Origin of the sequence: Microvirga alba, assembly GCF_015694465.1 — a bacterium.
GTDB classification, from domain to species: domain Bacteria; phylum Pseudomonadota; class Alphaproteobacteria; order Rhizobiales; family Beijerinckiaceae; genus Microvirga; species Microvirga alba.
Map to the genome: position 1 here is coordinate 1 of NZ_JADQDO010000018.1, position 22,933 is coordinate 22,933.

26 protein-coding genes and 1 pseudogene are annotated in these 22,933 nt (G+C 56.7%); 9 read left to right on the forward strand and 18 right to left on the reverse strand.

Annotated features, from left to right (window positions below; genetic code table 11):
- Together I2H38_RS21150 and I2H38_RS19935 are read left to right on the forward strand one after the other, a co-directional pair.
- Window positions 1-84: pseudogene (locus I2H38_RS21150) on the forward strand (DNA-binding response regulator); the annotation flags it as partial.
- A gap of 106 nt (window positions 85-190) precedes the next feature.
- Window positions 191-3,055 carry a heparinase II/III domain-containing protein gene (locus I2H38_RS19935; protein WP_196273632.1) on the forward strand — a complete coding sequence of 955 codons (2,865 nt, stop codon included), beginning with the start codon at window positions 191-193 and terminating at the stop codon, window positions 3,053-3,055.
- Window positions 3,056-3,082: 27 nt separating this feature from the next.
- Here the strand turns inward: I2H38_RS19935 and I2H38_RS19940 are convergent, their stop codons facing one another.
- From I2H38_RS19940 to I2H38_RS20015, 16 genes are all read right to left on the reverse strand, one after another.
- Window positions 3,083-3,532 carry a hypothetical protein gene (locus I2H38_RS19940; protein WP_196273633.1) on the reverse strand — a complete coding sequence of 150 codons (450 nt, stop codon included), beginning with the start codon at window positions 3,530-3,532 and terminating at the stop codon, window positions 3,083-3,085.
- Window positions 3,533-3,538: 6 nt separating this feature from the next.
- Window positions 3,539-3,874 carry a flagellar protein FlgN gene (locus I2H38_RS19945; RefSeq protein WP_196273634.1) on the reverse strand — a complete coding sequence of 112 codons (336 nt, stop codon included), beginning with the start codon at window positions 3,872-3,874 and terminating at the stop codon, window positions 3,539-3,541.
- 72 nt (window positions 3,875-3,946) lie between these two features.
- On the reverse strand, window positions 3,947-4,450 hold the full coding sequence (locus I2H38_RS19950; protein ID WP_196273659.1) for a rod-binding protein: 504 nt from the start codon (window positions 4,448-4,450) through the stop codon (window positions 3,947-3,949).
- A 52-nt stretch (window positions 4,451-4,502) separates the two neighbouring features.
- Window positions 4,503-4,901, reverse strand: coding sequence for a hypothetical protein (locus tag I2H38_RS19955; protein ID WP_196273635.1), 399 nt, complete (start codon window positions 4,899-4,901; stop codon window positions 4,503-4,505).
- A gap of 6 nt (window positions 4,902-4,907) precedes the next feature.
- Window positions 4,908-5,663 (reverse strand): flagellar biosynthesis protein FliR, encoded by a 756-nt coding sequence (gene fliR / locus I2H38_RS19960; protein WP_196273636.1) that lies wholly within the window; start codon window positions 5,661-5,663, stop codon window positions 4,908-4,910.
- Complete coding sequence (flhA, locus tag I2H38_RS19965) at window positions 5,660-7,741, reverse strand: flagellar biosynthesis protein FlhA (RefSeq protein ID WP_196273637.1); 2,082 nt, start codon at window positions 7,739-7,741, stop codon at window positions 5,660-5,662. The genes fliR and flhA overlap by 4 nt, the downstream gene beginning before the upstream one ends.
- 153 nt (window positions 7,742-7,894) lie before the next feature.
- Window positions 7,895-8,161 carry a flagellar biosynthesis protein FliQ gene (gene fliQ, locus I2H38_RS19970; protein ID WP_196273638.1) on the reverse strand — a complete coding sequence of 89 codons (267 nt, stop codon included), beginning with the start codon at window positions 8,159-8,161 and terminating at the stop codon, window positions 7,895-7,897.
- 2 nt (window positions 8,162-8,163) lie between these two features.
- Window positions 8,164-8,568 (reverse strand): flagellar hook assembly protein FlgD, encoded by a 405-nt coding sequence (gene flgD / locus I2H38_RS19975; protein WP_196273639.1) that lies wholly within the window; start codon window positions 8,566-8,568, stop codon window positions 8,164-8,166.
- 14 nt (window positions 8,569-8,582) lie between these two features.
- Window positions 8,583-9,005, reverse strand: a complete 423-nt coding sequence (flbT, locus tag I2H38_RS19980; RefSeq protein WP_196273640.1) for a flagellar biosynthesis repressor FlbT — start codon at window positions 9,003-9,005, stop codon at window positions 8,583-8,585.
- Window positions 9,002-9,349 carry a flagellar biosynthesis regulator FlaF gene (flaF, locus tag I2H38_RS19985; RefSeq protein ID WP_196273641.1) on the reverse strand — a complete coding sequence of 116 codons (348 nt, stop codon included), beginning with the start codon at window positions 9,347-9,349 and terminating at the stop codon, window positions 9,002-9,004. Before flaF ends, flbT begins: the two co-directional genes overlap by 4 nt.
- A gap of 18 nt (window positions 9,350-9,367) precedes the next feature.
- Window positions 9,368-10,417 carry a flagellar hook-associated family protein gene (locus tag I2H38_RS19990; RefSeq protein WP_196273642.1) on the reverse strand — a complete coding sequence of 350 codons (1,050 nt, stop codon included), beginning with the start codon at window positions 10,415-10,417 and terminating at the stop codon, window positions 9,368-9,370.
- Between the two features lie 4 nt (window positions 10,418-10,421).
- A complete protein-coding gene (flgK, locus tag I2H38_RS19995) occupies window positions 10,422-11,879 on the reverse strand; it encodes a flagellar hook-associated protein FlgK (RefSeq protein WP_196273643.1) in 1,458 nt (485 codons plus the stop codon).
- A gap of 34 nt (window positions 11,880-11,913) precedes the next feature.
- Window positions 11,914-13,140, reverse strand: a complete 1,227-nt coding sequence (locus tag I2H38_RS20000; RefSeq protein ID WP_196273644.1) for a flagellar hook protein FlgE — start codon at window positions 13,138-13,140, stop codon at window positions 11,914-11,916.
- Between the two features lie 116 nt (window positions 13,141-13,256).
- On the reverse strand, window positions 13,257-14,579 hold the full coding sequence (fliI, locus tag I2H38_RS20005; RefSeq protein WP_196273645.1) for a flagellar protein export ATPase FliI: 1,323 nt from the start codon (window positions 14,577-14,579) through the stop codon (window positions 13,257-13,259).
- A gap of 110 nt (window positions 14,580-14,689) precedes the next feature.
- Complete coding sequence (gene flgF / locus I2H38_RS20010; RefSeq protein WP_196273646.1) at window positions 14,690-15,415, reverse strand: flagellar basal-body rod protein FlgF; 726 nt, start codon at window positions 15,413-15,415, stop codon at window positions 14,690-14,692.
- Window positions 15,416-15,417: 2 nt separating this feature from the next.
- Window positions 15,418-16,200: a DUF1217 domain-containing protein gene (locus I2H38_RS20015; RefSeq protein ID WP_196273647.1), complete on the reverse strand. Its 783-nt coding sequence runs from the start codon at window positions 16,198-16,200 to the stop codon at window positions 15,418-15,420.
- A gap of 130 nt (window positions 16,201-16,330) precedes the next feature.
- Between I2H38_RS20015 and motA the strand changes: the two genes are divergently transcribed.
- The 7 genes from motA to I2H38_RS20050 all read left to right on the forward strand — a co-directional run bounded on the left by motA (window position 16,331) and on the right by I2H38_RS20050 (window position 21,538).
- Entirely contained in the window at window positions 16,331-17,221 is an 891-nt protein-coding gene (gene motA / locus I2H38_RS20020; protein WP_196273648.1) for a flagellar motor stator protein MotA, read from the forward strand.
- A 2-nt stretch (window positions 17,222-17,223) separates the two neighbouring features.
- On the forward strand, window positions 17,224-18,153 hold the full coding sequence (locus I2H38_RS20025; protein WP_196273649.1) for a flagellar motor switch protein FliM: 930 nt from the start codon (window positions 17,224-17,226) through the stop codon (window positions 18,151-18,153).
- Window positions 18,134-18,457 (forward strand): hypothetical protein, encoded by a 324-nt coding sequence (locus I2H38_RS20030; protein ID WP_196273650.1) that lies wholly within the window; start codon window positions 18,134-18,136, stop codon window positions 18,455-18,457. The genes I2H38_RS20025 and I2H38_RS20030 overlap by 20 nt, the downstream gene beginning before the upstream one ends.
- A 97-nt stretch (window positions 18,458-18,554) precedes the next feature.
- The gene (gene fliN, locus I2H38_RS20035; protein WP_210324888.1) at window positions 18,555-18,956 is read left to right on the forward strand and encodes a flagellar motor switch protein FliN; all 402 of its coding nucleotides are present in this window, start codon (window positions 18,555-18,557) and stop codon (window positions 18,954-18,956) included.
- 15 nt (window positions 18,957-18,971) lie between these two features.
- A complete protein-coding gene (locus I2H38_RS20040) occupies window positions 18,972-20,006 on the forward strand; it encodes a flagellar motor switch protein FliG (protein WP_196273651.1) in 1,035 nt (344 codons plus the stop codon).
- A gap of 15 nt (window positions 20,007-20,021) precedes the next feature.
- The gene (gene flhB / locus I2H38_RS20045; protein WP_196273652.1) at window positions 20,022-21,083 is read left to right on the forward strand and encodes a flagellar biosynthesis protein FlhB; all 1,062 of its coding nucleotides are present in this window, start codon (window positions 20,022-20,024) and stop codon (window positions 21,081-21,083) included.
- A complete protein-coding gene (locus I2H38_RS20050; protein ID WP_210324889.1) occupies window positions 21,080-21,538 on the forward strand; it encodes a hypothetical protein in 459 nt (152 codons plus the stop codon). The genes flhB and I2H38_RS20050 overlap by 4 nt, the downstream gene beginning before the upstream one ends.
- A 227-nt stretch (window positions 21,539-21,765) precedes the next feature.
- On the opposite strand, the gene I2H38_RS20055 is transcribed toward I2H38_RS20050, so the two are convergent.
- Window positions 21,766-22,482 carry a protein phosphatase CheZ gene (locus I2H38_RS20055; RefSeq protein WP_196273653.1) on the reverse strand — a complete coding sequence of 239 codons (717 nt, stop codon included), beginning with the start codon at window positions 22,480-22,482 and terminating at the stop codon, window positions 21,766-21,768.
- Window positions 22,483-22,487: 5 nt separating this feature from the next.
- On the reverse strand, window positions 22,488-22,871 hold the full coding sequence (locus I2H38_RS20060; RefSeq protein WP_196273654.1) for a response regulator: 384 nt from the start codon (window positions 22,869-22,871) through the stop codon (window positions 22,488-22,490).
- Window positions 22,872-22,933 lie beyond the last annotated feature (62 nt).

The following is a 22,933-nucleotide window of genomic DNA, read 5'->3' on the forward strand; positions in this document are numbered from 1 at the left end:
AAATTGCGCAAGAAGCTCAGACAGCGCCTCGGATACGATCCAATCGAAGCAAAAAGATACATCGGATATACCTTCATGGGTTGATTTCAAAAACTTTCGTATCGACAAGGCCCCGCGACGAGCCGAGCGATCATGCCGCAGTCGCGCACCGTGCATCGGCAGGGGTATAGGACTCAGAGATCGAAATTGGATGACGCGCAAGACGCATCATCAAAAGTCGCCTGACGACCGTACGACGTTCTTTAGTGAGTTTCGGAGCCCTCCTGCATCCATGTTGCGCGTAAAACAGATTGCTCCCGTATCGACACAATATGCGGGCGATGCATCGCCCGGCCCGATCGACGGAGTGCACATCGTCACGCACAAGAATCGATGGTCGCGGGTAGCTCTTAAGTTTCACGATATTGAACCGGGCGCGTGGTGCGAATTCAGCTTTCAAATCAGCTGGCATCCCGATGAACAAGCGCGGAATATTCATGACTTCGCCGCGCTTGGCATCTCGTTTCTCGCAAGCGACGGATCCGACATCGACTTTACACATGTGCCCGGACTCGCACGCGCACAGATCGATCCCTACAGCGACTATATCCCAGGCCCGGCCTACCTCGAGCGAAGCGCGGATCACGCCGGATCGAGCAGAGTCCGATTCTGTTTTCTGGCCCCGGCACCAGCGAGGCAATTGCTCATCGCCGTGCGCAGTTGGCGCAATACGCACGCTTTTCAGATCAACAGCGTGGTTTTGCGTCAATTCGCGCAGCCGGATTCGGCTGACCCCGCCTCTGCGGACGAAACGACTACCCCCTCTCAAGCAGAGATCGATGCGTCTTTACGCGTCCCTTACAATTGGAAAACGCTGCAGTCCGAGCCGGTCTGGTTTCGTTATGCCCTGGTTCAAGGTCGGCCGCTCTCCGTCCGTGGCCAGATGCTCGTCACGAATGCCGAACACGAGGGCGGACTTGCACGCGTTGTATTCCGCGATGCTGAGGGAGAGCTGATCTCGCCGCCCTATCCCGATACCCTTATGGTCCCCGCGATCGGTGCCTTTATCAATATCCCCGCTTCTACGCAGGCTCGTCGGTTTACGCTGGACCTCGCTCCACCGGCGCACGCTGCAACGGTGGAACTTGGCTTCCAGGCAAAGCGCTATGACGCGCCTCTTCAATTGATCGTTCCTCTTGAAGTGTCATTGCCTGATGAGCTCCTGCTCGAAAACATCTGGAGCGAGGAGGTTCCGGGTGCAACCGGTTTTTTGGAGCTCCTAGCCAAGCAGCTGCACCTTGCACCCGGAAACAAATCAAGCGCGCAAAGCGACCTTCTGAACCAGTTGCTAGACAGGGAAGCACTGGTCTCGCCACTCCTCATCCATAGACGGCTGCGCGTTCTCCAGCGGGGCGAACGTAGTCAAGCGGCATCGGATCACCTCCGGCTTGGCGCATTCCCAACTTGGCCGCTGCCAAGCGACCCGAACTGGGATGAGGATCCGTTCCGGTCGCCGTCATGGCGGCTAGAGTTCCAATCCCTCTCATGGTTGCTCGACCTCGCGGGAAGCGAGAATTCAGACTCTTTGGCGCACGCACTTCGACTGGCGCTGTCTTGGTCGGCGTCCAACCAATGCGGGCAACCTGCGGATGGCTTAAGCGTCCATCCGCTGCCATTGGCGGCACGCGCCGAGGCTCTGCTCGAACTGCTATCGAAATCTCTAAAATCAGAAGCGAAGGTCGCACCCGGCACCCTTCTCGCTCTGTTGGGAGAAGTGGTCCGGCACTGTTTCGCCTTGTCGCAGATTATCAGCCAGAATGTCTTCTCGCATTCCGTCTATCAGCTCCACGCGGCAAGCGCTCTCTTCGTACTGGCAAGGGCGATCCCCCGTGTTCCATTGTCGAGCCACTGGTCTTCCATCGCCCTCGCCCATTTGCGCGACGGCTTCGACGAATTGATAGGTCCTGACGGTGCGTTGAATGAACCGTCACAGCACTACCGCTTGGAGATCATCTCACTCGGCCTCATTCTGACGGCAGTTCTTGAGTATGTGCCCGAGGCGCAAGAGTTTCGGCAGACCATCACCTCGCGGTTGCAGACTGCCATCTTGACCGCCATCGCGCTCACGGACCCGGCCGGCATGCTGCCGCCTTTTGGAGATGCGCCACCAGGTCTCCATCATGCATCTTGGCTCAAGCGGCTCATCGCCACCTATGGGCAAGGGCTGGCCTCAAATCGAAGCATCAAGAAGGCGCTATCCTATCCGCGGGGACCAAGGACGTTCGCGCTTCCGAATACCGGTGTCATCGTTGCGAGGCACTACGAGCCTGGTCAGGAGTGGGGGTACTTTGCGGCAGCCATATCTGAACAGCGCGCCCGTCACGGACATGATGACTGCACCTCATTCGTCTACTCCTCCGGTGGCGTCCGATGGATTACCGATCCCGGTGGCGCCAGAGAGTTCGAAACGGGTCCCGTTCGGCAATACATTGCCGCGTCCCGTGCGCACAATGTCGCGATTCCGGATGGACGGGAGCAGACCGCAGGAGTCGCGTGGCTCCGATCAACCACCGTGCTCGGCGGGGTCAACATCTTCGAGGTGGTGAGCACCGTAAACGGTCCAGATTACCATCATCGCCGGATTTTCGCGTGTGCGCGCGATCTCGACGCGATAGCCGTTTTCGACCATTTCGAAACATCTGATCGACCCATCTCCGTCGCGGGGCTTCTACATTTTGAACCGGAAGTGACGACTACTCTCTTCAACCCGCAACTGATTATGGGCTTTCGCGACCAGAAGAAGCTACGGATCACTCCGCGCGCAATCATCGGGCGTCTCGCTGGGGTGGAGATCGTACACGGATCTAATGAAAGGCCGTCGTCAGTCCAGGGATTCGTTTCACGCCGACCGGGCACGTTGGAGCCGGCGGGAGCTCTGCGCTATGCACTTGCAGGTCAGCGTAGCGTTTGCGGTGGAGTCATTATGGCCGCGAGCGAGGAGAGCCTCAAGGCCATCACCCGTATCCTCGAAACGCCTAAGCTCGACGATCTTCTCAAACGATCGTCGGAGGATTGACGACTTCCCCACCATGATATCGTCCTATCAGGATCGAACGTCATCCTTACTAACGAAATTAAAATTTTCGATGAGCACATCCTTGACGATGTCTGCCCCTAGCCGTTCGTTGACGCTGGCCTTGATGTTTTTCAGAAGCGTCGTGACGTCGTATTTCGAGAGTTTCCTGAAATCTAACTTCTCGTCGGAATATATTTGCCGAAACGTTTCGTCGATGAGGAACGTGTTCGGTGGAACAGAAAGAGTGCGAAGCGTCTTTGCATCGGCGGTGAAGACAAGGTTGGCGATCACGTACCCTTGAACACTCCCTTCGGCGATCACCGGAACATTGATGGCGCGCACCTTCTGATACTCCAGACCCTCCAGGTACTCCTCTTTCTTCGACGCCGTTACGCCCGCCCCCCAATACACGGCGGCGTAGCAGGACATCAGGGTGATCGCACAGATCCAAAATCCAGTGACAAGAACTCTCGCCATCCCGCCTTACCCCTGAGGATAGAGGCCGGCTGAATAGGTGCCATCCGAGTCGGCGCTCCTGATCGCGCCGGAAACGATTTCGGAAACCTCCTGCACAGCGCGCAAGTGCATTTCGATCACCGAGTGATTTTGCTCAAGCTTCATCTGCAACTGGGTCAGACGGGCGATCAGATCCGGGTCGACAGGTTCGTCCTGAATCACGCGGACCAACCGACTCAGCTCAAGGAGACTCTGGCTTTTGCGTCGATTGAACTCCTCCTGATCGACGACGCTATGCGACAGAAGCGCGATGGTTTCTGCCTCAATCGTATCTTCCAGTCGTTCAATTGATTGGATGAGCATGCGGATATCCGTTGAGCTTTCTGAGGGGGATGGACCGAGCGAGGGCGGTACTTCTGGATTTTAGCGTAGTACCTAGGTCTCGCCCCCGGGAGTTACTTGATCAGTTCGCGCTGGCCGAGTGCCCTCATGGAGGCTCGCCGGAGGATGCGCAGCGAATACCTTCTTCGCGATACCAATCCCGCCCGCCTTCGCAATTTGCGTGCCGATCTGTTCCGCCATCATCGATTTCCAGACGCCTCCCGCAGTTCCCTTGCCGAAGGTGTTCTCCGCGTCCTTTGGCAACATGGTCTCGATGAAGCTTTGTAGAATGAAGGCTTCGAATTTTTGATATGCCTCAAGCGGCTTGCCCCCAGCCGAGAGCGCTGCGTCGTTGCGGATCGCCGTTCGCGCCGAATACGCATCCAGCGCCATTGGGCCTAACGAACGCACCATCGCGCCATTCAAAACGTTGCCGAACTCAGCGGGATCGGATGAACGAGAGAGCTCCGAGAGTCTATTAGCGGCGGCTTGATATCTCATCGGATTGGCGGCCAGCGCCACATCCTGAACGATATCGGAGGGAGGGTTGATCCCCATAGGAAGCCTTTCGCGATCCGTCATTCAACATCCGCGTCATATCACCGCGAGCTTACGGGAGGCTTGCATCGCTCTTTGACGCGAACCCGTCCAACAAGGCGAGATAATCTCTCTTTTCTGTAGTTCTCTGATACTCCAGCGCAAGCGCATCAACGACACGCTCGGTCCTCTTCACCTGCATGGCACGGTCTAGTACGACTTCGTTTTGCGCATCTCTCGCTTGCCTCACCTGTTCCTCCTGCCCCGCAAGAGCATGCAAGCGGCGCGCAGCAGGCTCGACAAAGAGACCGTGCAAGGCATCGTCGCTGTTCAACGCCTGGATGAGAACAGTTTGGGTCTCTTGCAGGTCGGTCACTTGACGTCGAAGACTCACAAGCTTCCATTCGGCGATCTTATGCAACTGCTCCTGCACCTTGAGAAGTCTCTCATTCTTTCGGAGCCGCTTATCCATCGGGCCTCAACCCTGAGCCAACCATGTTGCGAATCCCATCATGAAAAGCGTCATGAAATCCTTGAACAGAAAGTACAGCATCAGAAGACCGCCCAGCAGCACGAATGGGGTTGAGAGGAAGTAGACCGGAATCTGCGGCGTCAGCTTATTTGCGATTCCAACGGCCAGATTGACGATGACCGAATAAACGATGAACGGGCTGCTGATTTGTAGCGCCAGCAGGAAGGCTGCCGAAATTTGATCCGTGATTTGAATGAGAGCGACCTGGGCACCAAAGCCCTGCCCGGGCGGGAGGCGCGCATATGAGGCGAGAAGCCCGCGAAATATCTCCCATTGAAGGTCGGACAGAAAGAACAGCGCGGTGGCAACCATCAGCGCCAAGGACCCGATCGCAGGCATGGACTCCGGCTCATCAATGGACGTGCCGGGGATGCTGCCGAAGCCGATCGCCATCGCGACCGCCGTCATCATCGTCTGCAACGCCATGAAGAAGATCCGACCCAGCAAGCCGATCAATAATCCGGTCAACGTTTCCGAGACGATCAACCAGAGGATCGTAACGTCGCTCTGGCTGGCGAGGCTGCTACGAATTTTCTCGATCAGCAGCGGGGCAATCGCCAGCGTGATCGAGACCGCAATGAACAGCCGCACCTGCGGTGGGACGCGCGCACTCGAAAATCCTGGCACGATCAGAAGGCATCCGCCGATTCGGCAGAAAATCACGAAGATCGCGATGAAGGTCTCCGGTGTTACCGTCGTCACGAAATCGTACCGAGAGACTTGATTTCCACGCCACGTGCGATTTCCAAATGTGACAGAACCGGCAGCGTCGAAAACAATCGCTCGATGATCATCCGGACATAGGGACGTGCGTCGGGCGCCGTGACGACGGCGAAAGTGTGAGCCTCCTTCATGCGCTGCTTGATCGCCTCGGAAGCCTCGGTTCCGAACTGCTCGACAAGGCGGGGATCGATATCGAACTCGATCACGTCCCCCTTGGCATCACGCTTCAAGCTCTGATGGAAAGCGAGGTCCCAGCGATTTCCGAGACGCAGGACATTCAATACACCGCCCTCTGCCAGGTCGCCGCAGATCTGTTGCGCAATGCGCATCCGCACGTGTTCAACGACCTGCTCCGAGCGTCGCGCGTGAGGCGCAATTTCAGCGATGGCCTCAAGAATGAGATGAAGATTGCGGATCGAAACTCTCTCCGCGAGAAGAAGCTTCAGAACCGCTTGCAGGCCAGAATATGAGATCTGAGACGGGCAGATATCGTCAATGAGCCGCTTGTACTCCGGATCAAGCCGGTCAAGTAGCGCTCGCATGTCTTTATACGAGAGAAGATGTGGAAGATTGTTGCGGATGACTTCGCTGAGGTGAGTCAACAAGACTGAGTTGCTGTCAACCGGATTAAACCCCTCGCGCTTGACCTCGTTCGCGTATGCATCCGATATCCACATGGCCTTCATGCCAAAGGCCGGTTCGCGAATTTCGTCGCCGGGCACGTCGGGCACTGGTCCGTCACCCAGGACCACCAAGAGTTCTCCGGGCCTTGTCTCCTGTGACGCCACAACGGTGCCATGGATTTTAACCTGATAGCTCTTGGGTGGGATGGTCAAGCTGTCGGAGAGTTTGATGTCCGGAACCACGAATCCGTATTGCTGCGCAAACTTGCGTCGCATCTTGCTGACCCGATGCGCCAATTCGCCATGCGAACTCAAGAGTTGCACAGCCAAGTGCTTGCCCAGGCAAAGCTCTATCTCGGCCGTTTTGAGGGATTCCTTGACCGAGTCCCGGGCATCGCTTCGCCCCTTCTCCGCGTCGACTTCGGCTTTGGCGCGGGCGGCGGCCTTTTGTTCCGCGAGTCGCCGAGGGATCGTATAGGCGACGAATCCAAGCAGCAAACCCAAGCCGGTAAATGGCACGAGCGGCAGGCCCGGAACAAGCGCGAACACAAACATCAGTGCAGAGGCAACGATCAGTGCTCGAGGATATGCGCCGAGTTGGCCTAGAACCGCTTGCTCGGCCGGTCCACGCGTCCCGCCCTTTGAAACCAGCAAGCCCGCAGCAAGCGACACGACGAGCGCCGGAATCTGCGCCACAAGTCCATCGCCGACAGACAGTTTCGTAAAGACATCCGCGGCCTTGGCAAGAGGCATCCCATGGCGCGTGACGCCGATAATGATGCCGCCGAAAATATTGACCGCGATCGTGATCAGGCTCGCGACGGCCTCACCGCGCACGAACTTGGATGCACCGTCCATCGAACCGAAGAAGGCACTCTCTTCCTCCAGCTCACGCCTGCGCTGTTGCGCCTCTTTGTCGTCGATCAACCCGGCGGACAGATCCGCATCTATCGCCATTTGTTTGCCGGGAATGGCGTCCAACGTGAACCGTGCGCCAACTTCCGCGATGCGCGTCGCGCCTTTGGTAATGACGAGGAAGTTCACCGTGATCAAAATAATGAAGACCACGAGACCGATCACAAAATCGCCGCTCATGACAAACTGCGAAAAGCCACTGATGACGTGACCTGCGGCTGAGACACCTTGGTGCCCATTGGCCAAGATTAGGCGCGTCGTCGCAATGCCAAGCGCTAGTCGCAACAATGTGACAATAAGGAGGACGGTCGGGAACGCCGAGAATTCCAGCGGCTTCTGAATCCAAAGCGCGACCATCAGGATCAGAACCGATAAGGCGATCGACAAGGCGAGCCCAATGTCGATCAGAAAGGCCGGAATCGGAAGAAAGAGGATTGCGAGAATGCAGACGATACCGCCTGCGAAGGCAATATCTCTGCTCTTGTTGCGCTCTAGGCTTGCAACATCGCTGGTCGCCATGTCGGCTCAAATCCATCTTCGAACTCTCTACGAAAGAGAATTCGACCATCAAGCTTGCGCGAGCGTCCCCTTCACGTCCGTCGTCGCTGAAAATGGAATATCCAACCGGCGCAACCAGTTGTTACGGAGTATACTCGGGCAGACACTCACCGTTCAAAATCCCGAGGTGATCCTCCCGTAGACCTGCTCCGTAAAAGTAAATATCTGGGACCCTATGAAAGACCCCGTCAAAAGCGTCACAATCAGAATGGCAATAATCTTAGGGATGAAGGTCAATGTGACCTCTTGGATCTGGGTGAGCGCCTGAACGAGAGCAATGAGAATGCCGACGACCATCGCCGCGGCGACAGCCGGCCCAGCTCCGATGATGATCGTCCAGATCGCTGTCCGGACCAGTTCAAGCGCATCGACTTCATTCATTGTCAGCTGATCACGACACCAGGACCGAGAAGAATTTCATTACCGCTATTCAGATTGGCGACCGCTCCGTCATTGGTAATCCGTACAGAAGTCACTTGACCGGTCGTCTTGCCATCGGCCGAGGTGACGGTGCGTCCGATGACGGCGTCAGCCTGAGACAGGGTTGATGAGGATAGTAGCGCGTCAAGTTTGGAATTTCCGACCATCGTCTGCTCAACCTGCGAAAACGTAGCTAGCTGAGCCATGTAATCCGTCGACTTCATCGGGGCCGTGGGATCCTGATTCTTCATTTGCTCAAGCAGCAACTTCAGGAAATTATTGTAATTGAGCGTGGGGGTCGCCGCTGCCGCCGACTTTTTCGAGGATTGCTGGGCGGAATTTGCCCCCATAACGGAGTTGACGTCCATTTCTTCCTCTCCTGCTATGCTGCTTGAATGGGTTGAATGTCAGTGGCAGTGGTGAGAGCGGCGCTCTCTACCAAAAAGAGGCTACGCAGGATTTTGAGCGCATCGAAAGTCCGACCGGCCTCGATCATCTCAGCCGCATTCTTCAATCCGCTTGCGATCTCTTCCTGGGTGAGCGTCCCCACGGTCACGTCGTGGAGATCCCGATAGACCGCCCGTGCCCTTTCGGAATTCCCTGGATCAATGAGGAGTGCTTGGGCAACAAAGTATAGTTGCCGCAGCGGTGTGGTCGCGTCCTCCACCTGGAGTACGTGGTTCTCGAGCAGGAACGTCGCATCATTCAGCAGTTCGATTGATACCTTCCTGTCGACGCGCAGGACGGCACCATTGATGAAAATCCGCTCGCCTGCTTTCAGAGAAAGGTGCATGGATTTGCTCATCTCAAGCCATCACGGATCATTGTGTTAATGTCGATGAGACCGCCAAAGTTGGATGACTGCCCCTGCCTGATGCGATCGACCTCTTTCATGGTCCAGAGTCCGACGGAGACGAGTTGTCCCCGTAGCGCTTCCGGCAACCCATTGTCTTGACTCATGAGGTCTTCAATCAAGAGGCTCCAGAGTCTCTGAACAAACGAGAGGGCATCCGATCCCTCTCGCGAATTCACGCCATTAGCATTGGCGGCATTGAGCAGGTCGATTGCACGGTCAAATGCGAGCCTCTCTCGTTCGCGGCATCCATCAGATGCATCTTCGAGGATTTCAGCATAGGAAAATCGGTACATGGTGCACCATGGCTGGCGTTACAGATACTTCAGGAGACTAAGCTGACGCAATTGGGAGGTCAGCGAGTAGGACATCTGGATTTGGGTCGTCAGCGCATCGACTCTTGTCTTTGCTTCAGCGGGATCGACATTTTCCAGCCGTCCAATACCCTGATCCAGAATGTTCTTCTGGATGCCCATGCGCTGATTGGCGTCGGTGACTTTCTTTTCAGCCGTCCCGAGTTGCGCCTGAATGTCGACGATGCCATTCGTTGCAGTTCCCAGGATCGATATGACCCGGTCGATGATGACCTGCTGCGTCTCGGGCCTCAAACCCGCGAGACCGAGATCGGCTGCCATCGTATAGGCCATTGCCAAGTTTCGCATCGCATCTTGATTTGCGCTGGTTGAGGTCTCGACCTTCTCGGTCGTCGAGATCCGGCTCTCGAGGTTTTGACTCGATGCCGTCGACCAGGTTCCCTGCCAGCTCGCCGAATTGAAGAGGGGCTCGAAGGTTGTCGTCAGAAAGTCATCCATTTCGGCAGCAGTGATGTTGAATGCTGCGGCAGATGTCTGTGGGAAGGGAAAATACGATTGAAAGGCGTCATCGACGGCGGACTTTGTGGCCGACAGAGGAACCTCAGTATATTCACTCACCGGCCTTTGCTTCGTGTTTGTTCCCGCAAAAATGTATTGCCCGCCGGTCGACTTGTTCAGCTCCGATATCAGGGCCTTGAGCTGCGTCTTGGCGCTATCCCGCACAGTCTCGGCGCCGCGTTCCATGGGGGGAACCGACAAGAGTGAATTCAGGAAGGATTCGGCGGAGCCCCGGATATTGTCGAGCGCGGATTTCGTTGCGCCAAGGCGCAAGGACACCATGCCGTTTCCATCGACCAGGGCATCGAGCTCCGCGCGTTCCTGACGCAAGGTGATAGCCTGGCCAGTTCGATATCCCAGCTCGAGCCCGACATCGGCATACCGACCGGTCGTGATCTCCTCATTGGCTTTTGCGAGATCTGCTTGCATCTTATTCACCGCGCTGCGCGGTGAGTTCCACAGGTTGAGTGTGGATATGAAGGTCGTCTTCATGATCTTACCTCACCGCGTTCAATAGCGTTCTCAGCATTTCGTCGATCACTGAGATCAGCTTCGCCGATGCCGAATAGGATTTCTCGAGTTGGAGCATCATGGCCGTCTCGTCGTCCATATTAACGCCCGTCGCATTCGAGAGCGCTTCGGAAGCGTGCGCGAGAAGCGTGGTCTGATAGCTGACACTCGTTGCAGCACTCTTGCGAGAGGCTTCGAGCCAACCCACAGATGACGCTGCAAAGCCTTGGAGACTTGCGGTAGCTCCAAGGCCAAGTGTGGAATCAAATGGTCGGTCGGAAGCGAGCTTGTCCGCAAGCTCGTACAACCGACCGGAGAAAGCCGCATCGGTACCCTCCACACCTGGATTGTAGCGATAGCTGTCGCCGTTGATGCCGCCGTCCCGGAGACGGTCAAGGTCGCCACCCACCTGGGCGGGATCGACCATGGCATTGATGCTGATGGTCCCCGCAAGGCCCTTCAGGGCTGCACCAACCGGCAAAACCGGTGGGACGCCTGAGTAAGTAAAGAGACCAGGGCTGTCCGGCAACACGGGAACCGCCGACTGATCACTCTCCGCGAAAGCGACGATCAGCCCCTGGGCGACTTCGTCCAATTGCGCTTGATAGGCGGTTGTGATGTCGTCGCGCACAGTCGCCAGCCCGACGAGGCGGCCCGAATGCAGCGGCATCGGGGCGCCCTTCCCGGTCACCTGGACGCCGTCGATATAGACAGGCGATCCAACCGTGGCGCTATTAATGGTAACAGAACGGGCTGTCTTCTCGAATAACGCGACACCACTTTCCGTGTAGATCGCGACATCGTTGTTCTCGCGCGTCACGACCGTGATGCCCATTTCCTCGGAGAGCTGCGCCAGCAAGCGGTCGCGGGTATCAAGGCTATCAGTGATGTCGGCGCCCGACGTGGTTCCTTTCACGATGGCCTTGTTGACCGTCTCGAACTGACTCAGCAAACCATTCACACGGTTGACGGACTCCACCATTGCGGCATCCGCGTCTTCACGGACCTTTTGTACCGTCGCGGTGGCGTCGTTAAGAGCGTTCGCAAGCTCGCTCGCTCTAGTCAAAACCGCCTTGGCGAGGATCGGATTGTCCGCCTCGTTGGCATATTGCTGGAGGGCCGAATTAAGGGCGCCTATCCGCGCGGCGGGTGATTGGTTGAGCGCCGTGTCGTTGACGGTCTGCTTGAGTTTGTCCAATCCCTCTAAAACTGCCTGCTGGCTGGCAGCATTAGAGGTCGTTCCGAGCATCTTGAAGAACAGGGCAGCATCGCTCGCGCGAGTGATCGAGACCCGGGCGGAGCCCCCACCGGTGACCAGGGTCGCAACCTTCCGGGAATAGAAAGGGTCCGTCGCACCCGCAGTGTTGCGCGAGACAACCGCCAACTGCGACGAGGACGCCAGAAGCGATGAACGCGCGGTATTCAGCGCGAGTGACAAACCCATGATATCAGGCTCCAGCAAGAACGACGGACAGAACTCAGCGCTTCAGGCTCATAAGGACATCAAGAAGCTCTGAGCCGGTCTGGAAAACTTTCGAGTTGGCCGTATATCCGGTCTGCGCCTCAATCATCGCGGTAAGCTCCGTTCCGATATCGACATTCGACTGCTCAAGGGCGCCGACCGCGATTTTTCCGAATCCGCCCTGTTCCGCAAAACCGACTTGAATACCGCCGGATTCGATGCTCGCCTCGTAGACATTCCCGGCGCGCGGCGTGAGGTTGTCCGGGCTCGGGACATTTGCCAGCGGGATTTTATAGGCTGCGATGCGCGTGCCGTCCTCGTAGACGGCGTACACGGTGCCATCCGATCCGAACTCAGCCCCTTTGACCGCGGTCGGAGCATTGCCATTTGAGGCGCCCGTGACTTGATACTCGCCGGCGAGCTGCGTCATACCTGCCATATCAAGCGTAAACGGCTGGCCGTTTGGAATAGTGAAGCTCATGGAGCTGGCGCCGGTCAGTTGACCCATTGTGTCAAATGTGAGCGTCGTGGGGGGGGCACTGAGAGGCGTGCCGGGGAACGGATTGGCCGCGTCGAAGACGGCGACCTCCCAGGTATTGCCGGATGCCTTTGTGAGGTAGATATCGAGAGTAACCGCGTTACCGACATTATCATACGTCACGAGCGACGACTTCTTTGAGAAGATTGCACCCGCTGGAGGCCGGTCTGCTGCATTGACTGGCGCATCGCCGAACGGAAGATTACCGGTAACGGTGCCGGCTGTCGTGGGACGAGCCTGCATGGCCATCGACGAAACATTGACTGGCACGAGCCCACCGAGGCTATTCAGAGCCACGTTAGGTGCGCCGCCCGCCAGGCTGTAGCCCAGAAGCTCGAAGCCCGCCGCATTGACGAGATTTCCGGAGGGACCATCGACAACAAAATTTCCTGCGCGCGTCAGGTAAGGCGACCCCGACTTGTCGGACACCACGAAGAAACCGTTGCCGGAGATCGCGAGATCACTTCCGGATGTCGTATAGGACATAGGCCCTTGGTCGCCGATCGAGTAACGCACGGTCGTGGTAACCGCGCCGGAGTTATAAGCCCCTTTTCCTGATGACAGGATGAGAGAAGAAAACTCGGTCGATGCTCTCTTGTAGCCGCTCGTACTAGCGTTCTGGATGTTGTCGGCAACCGTGCCCAATTTGTTCGACTGAGCGTTCATGCCAGAAACGCCGCTGCGGAGAACGCCATAGAGACTCATTGTGGGCTCCAAGAAAGTGTATCGCAGTATAAGTAAACGAGCATTGGCTTGTGCGAGGCTGGCTTCCAACGCGCGACATTAAATCGCCGGTGAGTGTTGATGAAATGGTGCTTGCCTCACTGACGCAGAACTTGCGCGAGTTCCATGAACGCGTCGGTGCTCGGCGGCGTCGAAGGGTCCTGTCGTAGGGCGTCATAGATTTTCGGAACGAGGACGACCGCTTGATCGAGCTCTGGGTCGTTGCCGTGATGATAGCCCCCCATAAGGCGAAGATCACGAGTGTCCTCGAACCGAGCGATCATGCCCCGGAGCCTTCTCACAAGCTCTTTCTGCTCCGGAGTCCAGACATTGTCCGCGAGGCGAGAGATCGAGCCAAGGACATTGATGGCGGGATAGCGACCCTGATCAGCGATGGAGCGATCAAGGACGATGTGCCCATCCAACGTTCCCCGGATATTGTCGGCAACCGGGTCGTTGTGATCATCGCCATCGATGAGAACCGAGAAGATCCCCGTGATGGAGCCTGTTCCATTTTCGCCTGGCCCAGCGCGTTCAAGCAGCCTCGGGAGATCGCTGAAAACGCTGGGCGTGTAGCCGCGCGCGACGGCCGGTTCTCCTGCGGCCAGCGCAACATCGCGCGCTGCATGAGCAAATCGCGTGACAGAATCAACGATCAGAAGAACGGATTCACCGATGTCCCGGAAGTACTCCGCGATGCATAGCGCCGTCTTGGGGGCCTGCCTACGCATCATCGGGCTTTCATCGCCGGTCGAGACAACCATCACGGAGCGGCCGCGGTTTTGCTCGATCGGTCCTTCGAGAAACTCGCGCACCTCGCGCCCGCGCTCGCCTACGAGCGCCACAACAATGGTGTCGAACCCCTCACACCGCGCGAGCATGGACAGCAACGTTGACTTTCCGACGCCAGATCCCGCGAAAATTCCGATGCGCTGCCCCTGGCAAATCGGGGTGAACAAATCGATAGATCTGACGCCCGTCTTGAGAGGAGTTCGGACGCGGGCTCGACTCATCGCGGAAGGCGGCTCCGCGTCGCTCGACATGAGCCTGGATCCCGGCATGAGCGGCCCCAGATCGTCGATCGGCTCGCCCATCGCGTTGATGACCCGCCCCTTCCAGCCAGGATGGGGGCTTAAGCCCATATTGCCCATCCTGTAGGCACGGTGCCCGACACTCGCGTCGATGCGGCCATCGAACGGCTTTACCGTGACGCCGTCATCGTCGATCCGCACGACCTCGCCAACCTGGACTCGCCCCTTCGCATCGATCCCGATGCGGTCTCCCAGTTGCACGAATTGGGAGATGCCGCTGACGCGATAGTGGCTCGGAGCGACCTCTCTGAGGAGCCCACTGACGCGGATCATTTGCGACGAGGACAGTCCTCCGGCAATTGTCGCCTCGAGCCGCTCTAACGCATCCATGACTTCCATCCGTACAGGCTGACGATATCATTGGGAGGTCGCTGTATCTTGCGCCTCACTTCCAGCACCGCAAGAAAGACTCATTGCAGGCCGAACCGGCAGGGGTCTCCTCAGGCGCTAGGCCCCAGGGCGCGGATTGCGCTCAACATGGAGGACTCGGTTTCAGAGATCGTCGAGGCCGCGCTATCGAAGGTTCGAGAGATCGTAATCATTTTTGTCATCTCGAGGACCGGGTTGACGTTAGCACCTTCAACGTAGCCCTGTTGAACACCTATTGTCGTAAAGTCTTGCACGGCCTGCGCAGGAGTGTTCGGGATAACGCCGGAGTTTCCGAAGCGGGTCAAACGGCTCTGACTGGCAATCCTGAAAAGGCCCAGCGAGCCGACTTGATTGTTGTCCTGCGAGATCATGCCGTCTTTTCCGACACTTGGAGGCCCCGCCGTCGGATTGAGAACGATCGGCGTCCCGCCCATGTCAAGAACGGGATGCCCGTCCATTGTCTGGAGAGCTCCCGCCTCATTCATCTTCATCCGACCATCTTTCGTATAGACGGTTCCGGACGGCGTGCTGATCGCCAGCCAGGCGTCACCCTGAATGGCGACATCAAGCGGACTGTCCGTCTTCGTAATCTGTCCGGACCGCCGTGAGATGAAAGTCTCGCCTGACGAGACGAATGCCACCGTCCCTGCCCCCGCCTCGGAGAGAATCGTCTCGAATTTCACTTCTTCGGCACGGTACCCGCCGGTTCCAAGGTTTGCGACGTTGTTTGCAACCGTGTTCAATCGCCGTTCAAGAGCAACTTGCGCGGATAACGCAACATAGAGTCCAGATTGCATGTTCAGACACCGCCAAGCTTAATACGTTGCAGGCTCATGAGAAGGTCGACATCCATGCTTCCCGTGCTCGAAGCGCCGCTAAAGAGCGCGAGAACGGGCGATGACGTCGTGCTGTTTTGCACGTCCCAAAGGCTCGTGAAACGTTGCAGAAATCGCTGAACTCCCTCTGGCGTCTTGAGGCTGTCGATATCAACGCGACGCTTGATCATCGCGGCTTGCGCATCGATGCTGCCGCCCATCGCGTTCTGCGGAATATCGAGCGCCGTTTGCACAACTTGGAGCAGCGCCGGATCGGCCAAAATATCGAAAGGACCTTTGATGTCGGAGGCCTTCCGTTGAAAGTAGAGGGCGAGCCGAACCCCAGGATCTTCCTCGCCTACCGAGCCTTCCAGGGATTGGCGGACATACTTGTCCGCAGTTCCACGCTGCGCCTGCTCAAAGGACGTGGTCGCATCTTTATATCGGACAAAATTGAAGGCGCTCACAAACTCTTTGTAGCGGTTGTCCGAAAGGCGGCTTGCGAAACTATCCTTGCTCTCAATCCCTTCCGTCAAAACCTTTCGCATGAAAGCCTTTGCGTAGGTCATGTCCTCAAGGCCATAGGCCTTCATCGCATATTTGTAGAGCCTGTTGTTGGCCAAAAGGTCGTCGATCGACTTCACATTGCCGATGTTCTTGAGATAGTAATCCGTCTCCCGCGCCACGACCGGATCGGAGGCTGTGCGAGCCAGAGACTTTTGCATATCCCTGGAAATCAGCTGATAGTTCGTAAATGTCGACACCATGAGGACCACCTCTATCACCGGAGCAATACATTTCCTGGCTTGCCCGAGCCTGACCTGAATTCGTTCCAGCTTCGCGCAAGCCTCTCCTAATAGTTTGCGCACATCAGGATCTGGATGTGAGGCAGGGTCATTGGGCGTCTTAATCGGCTTTGTTATTGCTGTAGTCTCCCTGTTCGGCGGCTTCGTCGCGATGGGCGGACACCTGGCCGTCATCTGGCAGCCCTGGGAATTCGTGATTATCGGGGGCATTGCCGTCGGAACCTATATCATCGCCAACCCAATGCCGACGGTCATCGACACAGGCCGCGCCTCGATGGAGGCGATCAGCGGAGCGGTGCCAAAGCGCGGCGAATATCTTGCGCTTCTAGGGCTCCTCTACGCGTTGATGCGCGAGCTCCGCAGCAAGCCCCGCAACGAAGTCGAAGGTCACATTGACGACCCCCAAAACTCCGACATTTTCAAGGCCTTCCCTGGCATTCTAAAAGAGCAAGAGCTAACGCTTTTCGTCTGCGACTACGTTCGCCTCATCATCATCGGGAATGCCCGCCCTCACGAAATCGAGGCATTGATGGATGAGGAAATAGCGACGCTGCGCCGGGACAAGATAAAGCCCTACTCAACGCTCACGATGGTCGCCGAGGCGTTGCCTGCGTTGGGCATCGTCGCCGCCGTTCTGGGCATCGTCAAGGCCATGGGGGCCTTGGACCAGTCGCCGCAAATCCTCGGCAGCTTGATCGGCGCGGCGCTTGTCGGAACTTTTGCCGGCATCTTCCTGTCTTACGCCGTCTTGTCGCCGCTGGCGCAGAAGATCAAAACCACCCGGGAAAAGCAGTGCCGCGTCTATACCATCGTCAAGCAGACCCTGCTCGCCTTTATGAACGGGGCGCTTCCGCAGATTGCAGTCGAGCATGGTCGAAAAGCCATCTCAACGGCGGATCGCCCGACGATTGACGAGGTTGAGGCGGCAACGATCTCCGGCGGCGGCAAGGGTGGCGATGTTGCACAGAAGGAGGCAGCCTGATCATGAGCGTCGCTCAAAGCGCCAATGACATTCGGGATCGGTTGCTCGACGCAGCCGGCTTATCTCTCGACCGCCTGCCGATGCTCCACGTGATCTTTGATCGCATGGCAACCTATTGTGCTGACCACCTACGCCACCTCGCCGCCTCTCCAATGTACTATTCGCTCAGCAGCATCGAGAGCGGGCGTATCGGCGATATTCTTGAAATCTATGAGGCGAATGCCATCGCCGGCGTGTTTCATGCCCCTGAATGGGACAGTCATGTCCTCGTCGGATTCGATCGCGACTTCGTTTTCACGATGGTCGAAGTCCTATTAGGCGCCGATGGGTCCGAACCGCCTGTCGACGAGGAGCGCGGCTTCTCGAATATTGAACTTCGGATCGCACAGTCGATTTTCGAGCAGATGGGTAAAGCGCTTCAAACGTCTTTCGCTCTCGTCTCTGACTCCCGATTCAAGTTCGAGCGCAGTGAAACACGAATGGATTTCGCAGTCATCGGTCGCCGCAACAACCAGGCTGTGGTCGCGAAATTTCTCCTCCAAGCCCTAAACCGGGGGGGAGAGATGTTCGTCATCATCCCGCAATCTGTCCTGAACCCGATGCGCCAGACTCTGGCTCGCGTCCTTACGGGCGACTCCTCAGCGCGCGACCCGCGGTGGACAAAGCAGATCACCAGTGAGGTCAAGCGGACAGAAGTCACTTTGAGAGCCGTACTTGAGGAACGCCATCTCACACTTGGAGAGATCGCCGATCTCAAGATCGGTCAGATCATTGATCTTCAAGCCACACCACGAAGCAGGATCAAACTCGAGGGCAATGATGAGGCCCTCTTCTGGTGCCATGTGGGGCAGGCAGAAGGATCATATGTCTTGCGCGTCGATGATTTCGTTGACCAGGACCAGGAGTTTATCGATGATGTCCTCGCTCGTTAATATTGTCCTCTTCCTTGCGCTAGTCATTACGAGCGTTTGTGTCCTCGGCATGTACCGTAAGCTGAAGCGCCTTGATGCATATCATTCCGAGTACAAACGCATCTTCGATCAGACGGCGGAAGCACTCGGTTCAGCCGGAGCGGCGTTGAGGGCCTTTACCACTGATGGGCGCGACGTTCTTGATGCGCTTGGCACAAAGATTGATGAAGCGAAGGTGCTCTTATCGGAACTCCAGACCGTCACTCGAGCTCGAGATGCGGGCCACGGCCAGATGGCGCTGAGTCACCGGCGCGAAGAGACCTGACACCTTGGCTCGACCGAGGGTCACCTTCAATCAACCTGACAATCTGCGCTGACAGCGCACAGTTTCTCAAACCAAAAATGGGAAGAGGTCATTTCTGATGACGCAGAAGCCGCTAAACGGTCCCGAGGAGGGCGCTCCGGACCCGACGACATGGCACAATGAAGCACTCTTCTCTAAGGCGAGTCCGGGTGGAGAAGGTGCGCAAGATGCACGCGACGACCGGATTGGTAGCGGACGAAACCTCGACTCGATCTTGCGCATCCCTGTCCTGATTCAGGTCGTTCTCGGCTCGGCGACGATGCCCGTTGCGAACCTGATGAAACTCGGCCGCGGGGCAATCGTTCCGCTTGACCATCGCGTCGGTGAACCCGTCGATGTCGTGGTGAACGGTCGCGTCATCGCGCGCGGCGAGGTTGTCGTTGTCGAAGACGACAATTCCCGCTTCGGTGTCTCACTTACTGAAATTGTTGGACCTCCGAGCTCAGAGTTCAATAGCTAAGGCGAAACGTCCACCATGGCGTCGAGTACTGCAGTCAAGGCAAATCCAAAATCCAAGCCGATTCAGGGCGTGGACCGGGTCGCCGCGCTTCTCCTAGCTATGGGGAAGCCAGCGGCAAGCCGTCTTCTCCAGCGCTTCAATCCTGAAGAGATAAAGCTTATCACGCGATCAGCCGCGGAACTCGGCCCCGTCTCACCTGCTCAACTCGAGAACTTAATCGAGGAGTTCGCGGCGGAATTTTCCAACGGCGCGAGCCTCCTCGGGACTGCAGGGGAGGTCGAAAAACTCCTGAGCGGGGTCCTGCCGCCTGATCAGATCGCCGAACTGATGACGGATGTGCTCGGCAACTCGAATCGCTCGATCTGGGATCGGATATCGGTAGTGTCCGAGGCTGCGCTCGCCACTTACCTGATGAAGGAACATCCGCAGACAGCAGCGCTTATCCTCTCGAAGGTCAAACCTGCCTGCGCGGCCAAGGTGATGGGGCATCTGCCACAGCCCCTACGCAACAGCTTGATGAGACGCATGCTGGCATTCAAGCCAATCGTCGATGAAACGATGCGAAACATCGAGAAAACGATACATGAAGATTTCATGATCAACCTCTCGCGCAACATGGGCGCCGACACGCACGCCAAGATGGCGGATATCATCAACAAGATGGAACGCGACCACATGGAGGAGGTGCTCCAAAGCCTCACAGAAGTTCGCCCGAAATCCGCCGAAATTCTGAGAGGCTTGCTGTTCACGTTCGATGATATCGTTAACCTGACGCCGAGGGCCCGCACCGCGCTCTTTGACCAGATTCCGAACGATCGTGTCGTATTGGCGCTCAAGGGCACGGACGATGCATTCAGAAATGTCATATTGAGCTCACTTGCATCGCGCGTTCGCCGCATGGTTGAACATGAATTGAATGGCAAGGAACCTGCCTCTCAGCGCGATGTTCTCGATGCCAGAAGGGCGATAACCGACCTGGCTCTTGAGATGGCTGGTCGCGGCGAAATCGAGCTAAGCTCGGAGAACGAGGGCGACACCTTCATTCGGTAGTGTGTCTGGTGCGCGATGGCTGACGAAGACAAGGAAAGCAAGACAGAGGCCGCTACCGATAAGAAAATCCGCGATGCGATCGAAAAAGGAAATATTCCGTTTTCGAAGGAAGCGCCGATCTTCGCATCGATCGTGGGAATGCTTATCATCATAGCCTTCCTGACGGAGAAGGGCGTGAAGTCCTTGGCGGAGAGGCTTGCGCTCTTCATTGACCATCCCAAAGACTTCTCCCTCAACAATGGAACCGACGCGATCATCCTCCTTCAGTCGCTCGCGCTCGAGATCGGCCATTTTATTTTGCCGATTATTGCCGTTCTCACCACCTGCGGCTTGATATCGTCGATCCTGCAAAACGTTCCCAGCGTTGTGTATGACAGAATCAGCCCGCAATGGTCGCGCATCTCACCGCTTAGCGGGTGGGGAAGGATTTTCGGACAGCAGGGTCAAGTCGAATTTCTTAAATCCGTCTTTAAGTTTTTAGCGATTACAATCGTCTCTTTCTTGCTCCTAAAATCTGAGCAATACAAGGTCGTGAACGCCATGTTCAGTGATCCGAGTTTGATCCCGGAGTTGATCCTGACGATGGCGATACGGCTAATCTCGGCTGTAAGCATCGCAACGATCGTGCTTGTCGCCGTTGATCTCATCTGGGCCCGGCTGCGGTGGCAACGTGACCTCCGCATGTCACGTCAGGACGTGAAAGATGAATTTAAGCAGACGGAGGGCGATCCGCTTGTGAAATCGCGCTTGCGCTCGCTGGCGCAGGATCGTTCGCGCAAGAGGATGTTGGCTGCGGTTCCCAAGGCGACCGTCGTCATTGCCAACCCGACGCACTATGCGATCGCGCTGCTTTATGACCGGCAGGAGATGAGCGCACCGCACGTATTGGCTAAGGGAAAAGACCTCGTGGCACTCAAAATCCGCGAGACGGCCGAAAAACATGGCGTACCCGTGGTCGAAGACAAGGCTCTGGCAAGGTCCCTATACGATAGTGTCGAAGTGGATCGCGCGATTCCACCGGACTTCTACCGCGCTGTTGCTCAAATCCTTTTCTTCATTTTCACGAGGTCGAAATGACCACACAGACGCAAGAACATTTTCTCAATTGGGGACAATCAGATACCGACATTTGGCCCTACGAAGAAATTCTTGCTCGTCATATAAAAGATGTCGTAGCTGATTTATGCTTGGTTGAAGCCAGTATTTTCGTTTCGTATATTTATAAAAATCTTCAGTCAAATATTGATGCTTTGGTCGCATCGTCCACTGAATTGGCCTTCAAAGAAGGAACTCTATATTACGCTCATGGGGCTGATATGAGTTTCGAGTGGGGCAAGTCACCTGCCGTCGTTCTGGACATGGAATTTGTCCATCATCTCACGACCGTCTTTTTCAAAATTGTGCTTCACGGATTCTATGTCGGGATCGCGATTCAGCGTGTTCTCGTCAGCGAAAAATCGGGCTGTGAGGCTCTTGACCTGGAGACATTCGCCCGGGCCCTTTCCGATGCGCGTCTGTCGCCGGTCGGGTAGCGGAAACACATTTCGCATTTCCCCGATAGTGGCTCTCATGTCCTTGCGGCGGCTCTTCTTTTCAACTGGCACAAAAGGCAGGGACCTTCCGGCCGGTGGCTTTGACGCCGCAGCATGTTCCGCCGCACGGCGACGCGTGCAACTCTCTTTTCAGTAGATAGGATAGTAGCGGGAAGCCGTTGCCCGCGCTGCTCGACGGCTTTGTCGCCGTGGTAGTGTCGTCGTTGTCAGTTGAATAGGGCGTCGATGTCGTCTTGGGACGTACAGCTTGCATCGCCAGCCAACGCCGGGCCATTGAGAAGGGCGCCATCGCCCGATCGAGCAGGATCTTCCAAGGTCTCAACCTCATTGAAGCTCTCAAGACCGCCCCAGATATCGATCATTTGGCGCACACGTTCGTCGATGAACCGCATCGCCGCGACAACCTTGCTGATGCGCTGACCAGTGATGTCTTGAAAGTTACACGCCTCAAAAACGCCGATGACCTGATCGGCAATCTCCCTGGCGATTTCTTTGTCATCGCCGGAGAGGCGCGCCGCCAAATTTGCGGCGAGTTCATCGATCTTTTCGACCGACGCGAGAATCGTGTTGGTCGCTGTTTCGGTCCCGATCACGATGGCGCCGAGTTCATCAGTGACCCGGGACATTTCCCGCCCTTGAGCGCCGGCATAGTGAAGCGTCGCGATTTCTCGTTTTGTGCGCTGAATCGCCTCTGAGATCGCGTCGAGCTCGACCTTGAGGCGCATAGCCTCTTGCAGGTCTCGGCGATGCTCTTCAGGGGCTGGTTGTGAGACCTCCTGCGTCGGCACAATGACCTCGCGAAGGGATGCGAAGGCCGCCATGATTTCGGCATGACGCTCGGCCGCATCCGATTCAACCGATACATTCGCGCGAGCCGACTCGATCCGATAGCTCTTGCGAGCGTTCACGCCATTGACGTTCATGGCACTCACTGCCCGAGGACGGCTGCGATTTTTCCCTGCAGCGTTTGAGCGTTGAAGGGCTTGACGATGTAATTGTTAACGCCTGCTTTCTTCGCCGCGATCACGTTTTCGGTCTTCGCTTCGGCCGTCACCATGATGAACGGCAGATCCTTCAGGACATCATCTGCACGCACCTGCTGAAGAAGCTCATATCCCGTCATTGGCTCCATGTTCCAATCCGAGATGACAAGCCCGTACTTCTTCTCTCTCAGTTTCGCCAGCGCAGCGGTCCCATCCGAAGCATCGTCGACGTCCAGAAAGCCGATTTGCTTCAAAAGATTACGAAGAATCCGCACCATCGTCTGATAGTCGTCAACAACAAGAACGGGCGTGGAGAGATCAAGGCTCACGATGACAGATCCTGACACAAAGATTGAGAGAGACGCGAGAGCAAGTTATGGGCCTACTAAGT

What these genes read in the sequence shown, in the direction of transcription:
- I2H38_RS19935 (WP_196273632.1), top strand. Translation starts at nt 191, where the DNA reads ATGACGCGCAAGACGCATCATCAAAAGTCGCCTGACGACCGTACGACG.
- I2H38_RS19940 (WP_196273633.1), bottom strand. Translation starts at nt 3,532, where the DNA reads ATGGCGAGAGTTCTTGTCACTGGATTTTGGATCTGTGCGATCACCCTG.
- I2H38_RS19945 (WP_196273634.1), bottom strand. Translation starts at nt 3,874, where the DNA reads ATGCTCATCCAATCAATTGAACGACTGGAAGATACGATTGAGGCAGAA.
- I2H38_RS19950 (WP_196273659.1), bottom strand. Translation starts at nt 4,450, where the DNA reads ATGGGGATCAACCCTCCCTCCGATATCGTTCAGGATGTGGCGCTGGCC.
- I2H38_RS19955 (WP_196273635.1), bottom strand. Translation starts at nt 4,901, where the DNA reads ATGGATAAGCGGCTCCGAAAGAATGAGAGACTTCTCAAGGTGCAGGAG.
- flhA (WP_196273637.1), bottom strand. Translation starts at nt 7,741, where the DNA reads ATGGCGACCAGCGATGTTGCAAGCCTAGAGCGCAACAAGAGCAGAGAT.
- fliQ (WP_196273638.1), bottom strand. Translation starts at nt 8,161, where the DNA reads ATGAATGAAGTCGATGCGCTTGAACTGGTCCGGACAGCGATCTGGACG.
- flgD (WP_196273639.1), bottom strand. Translation starts at nt 8,568, where the DNA reads ATGGACGTCAACTCCGTTATGGGGGCAAATTCCGCCCAGCAATCCTCG.
- flbT (WP_196273640.1), bottom strand. Translation starts at nt 9,005, where the DNA reads ATGAGCAAATCCATGCACCTTTCTCTGAAAGCAGGCGAGCGGATTTTC.
- flaF (WP_196273641.1), bottom strand. Translation starts at nt 9,349, where the DNA reads ATGTACCGATTTTCCTATGCTGAAATCCTCGAAGATGCATCTGATGGA.
- I2H38_RS19990 (WP_196273642.1), bottom strand. Translation starts at nt 10,417, where the DNA reads ATGAAGACGACCTTCATATCCACACTCAACCTGTGGAACTCACCGCGC.
- flgK (WP_196273643.1), bottom strand. Translation starts at nt 11,879, where the DNA reads ATGGGTTTGTCACTCGCGCTGAATACCGCGCGTTCATCGCTTCTGGCG.
- I2H38_RS20000 (WP_196273644.1), bottom strand. Translation starts at nt 13,140, where the DNA reads ATGAGTCTCTATGGCGTTCTCCGCAGCGGCGTTTCTGGCATGAACGCT.
- fliI (WP_196273645.1), bottom strand. Translation starts at nt 14,579, where the DNA reads ATGGATGCGTTAGAGCGGCTCGAGGCGACAATTGCCGGAGGACTGTCC.
- flgF (WP_196273646.1), bottom strand. Translation starts at nt 15,415, where the DNA reads ATGCAATCTGGACTCTATGTTGCGTTATCCGCGCAAGTTGCTCTTGAA.
- I2H38_RS20015 (WP_196273647.1), bottom strand. Translation starts at nt 16,200, where the DNA reads ATGGTGTCGACATTTACGAACTATCAGCTGATTTCCAGGGATATGCAA.
- I2H38_RS20025 (WP_196273649.1), top strand. Translation starts at nt 17,224, where the DNA reads ATGAGCGTCGCTCAAAGCGCCAATGACATTCGGGATCGGTTGCTCGAC.
- I2H38_RS20030 (WP_196273650.1), top strand. Translation starts at nt 18,134, where the DNA reads ATGATGTCCTCGCTCGTTAATATTGTCCTCTTCCTTGCGCTAGTCATT.
- fliN (WP_210324888.1), top strand. Translation starts at nt 18,555, where the DNA reads ATGACGCAGAAGCCGCTAAACGGTCCCGAGGAGGGCGCTCCGGACCCG.
- I2H38_RS20040 (WP_196273651.1), top strand. Translation starts at nt 18,972, where the DNA reads ATGGCGTCGAGTACTGCAGTCAAGGCAAATCCAAAATCCAAGCCGATT.
- flhB (WP_196273652.1), top strand. Translation starts at nt 20,022, where the DNA reads ATGGCTGACGAAGACAAGGAAAGCAAGACAGAGGCCGCTACCGATAAG.
- I2H38_RS20050 (WP_210324889.1), top strand. Translation starts at nt 21,080, where the DNA reads ATGACCACACAGACGCAAGAACATTTTCTCAATTGGGGACAATCAGAT.
- I2H38_RS20055 (WP_196273653.1), bottom strand. Translation starts at nt 22,482, where the DNA reads ATGAACGTCAATGGCGTGAACGCTCGCAAGAGCTATCGGATCGAGTCG.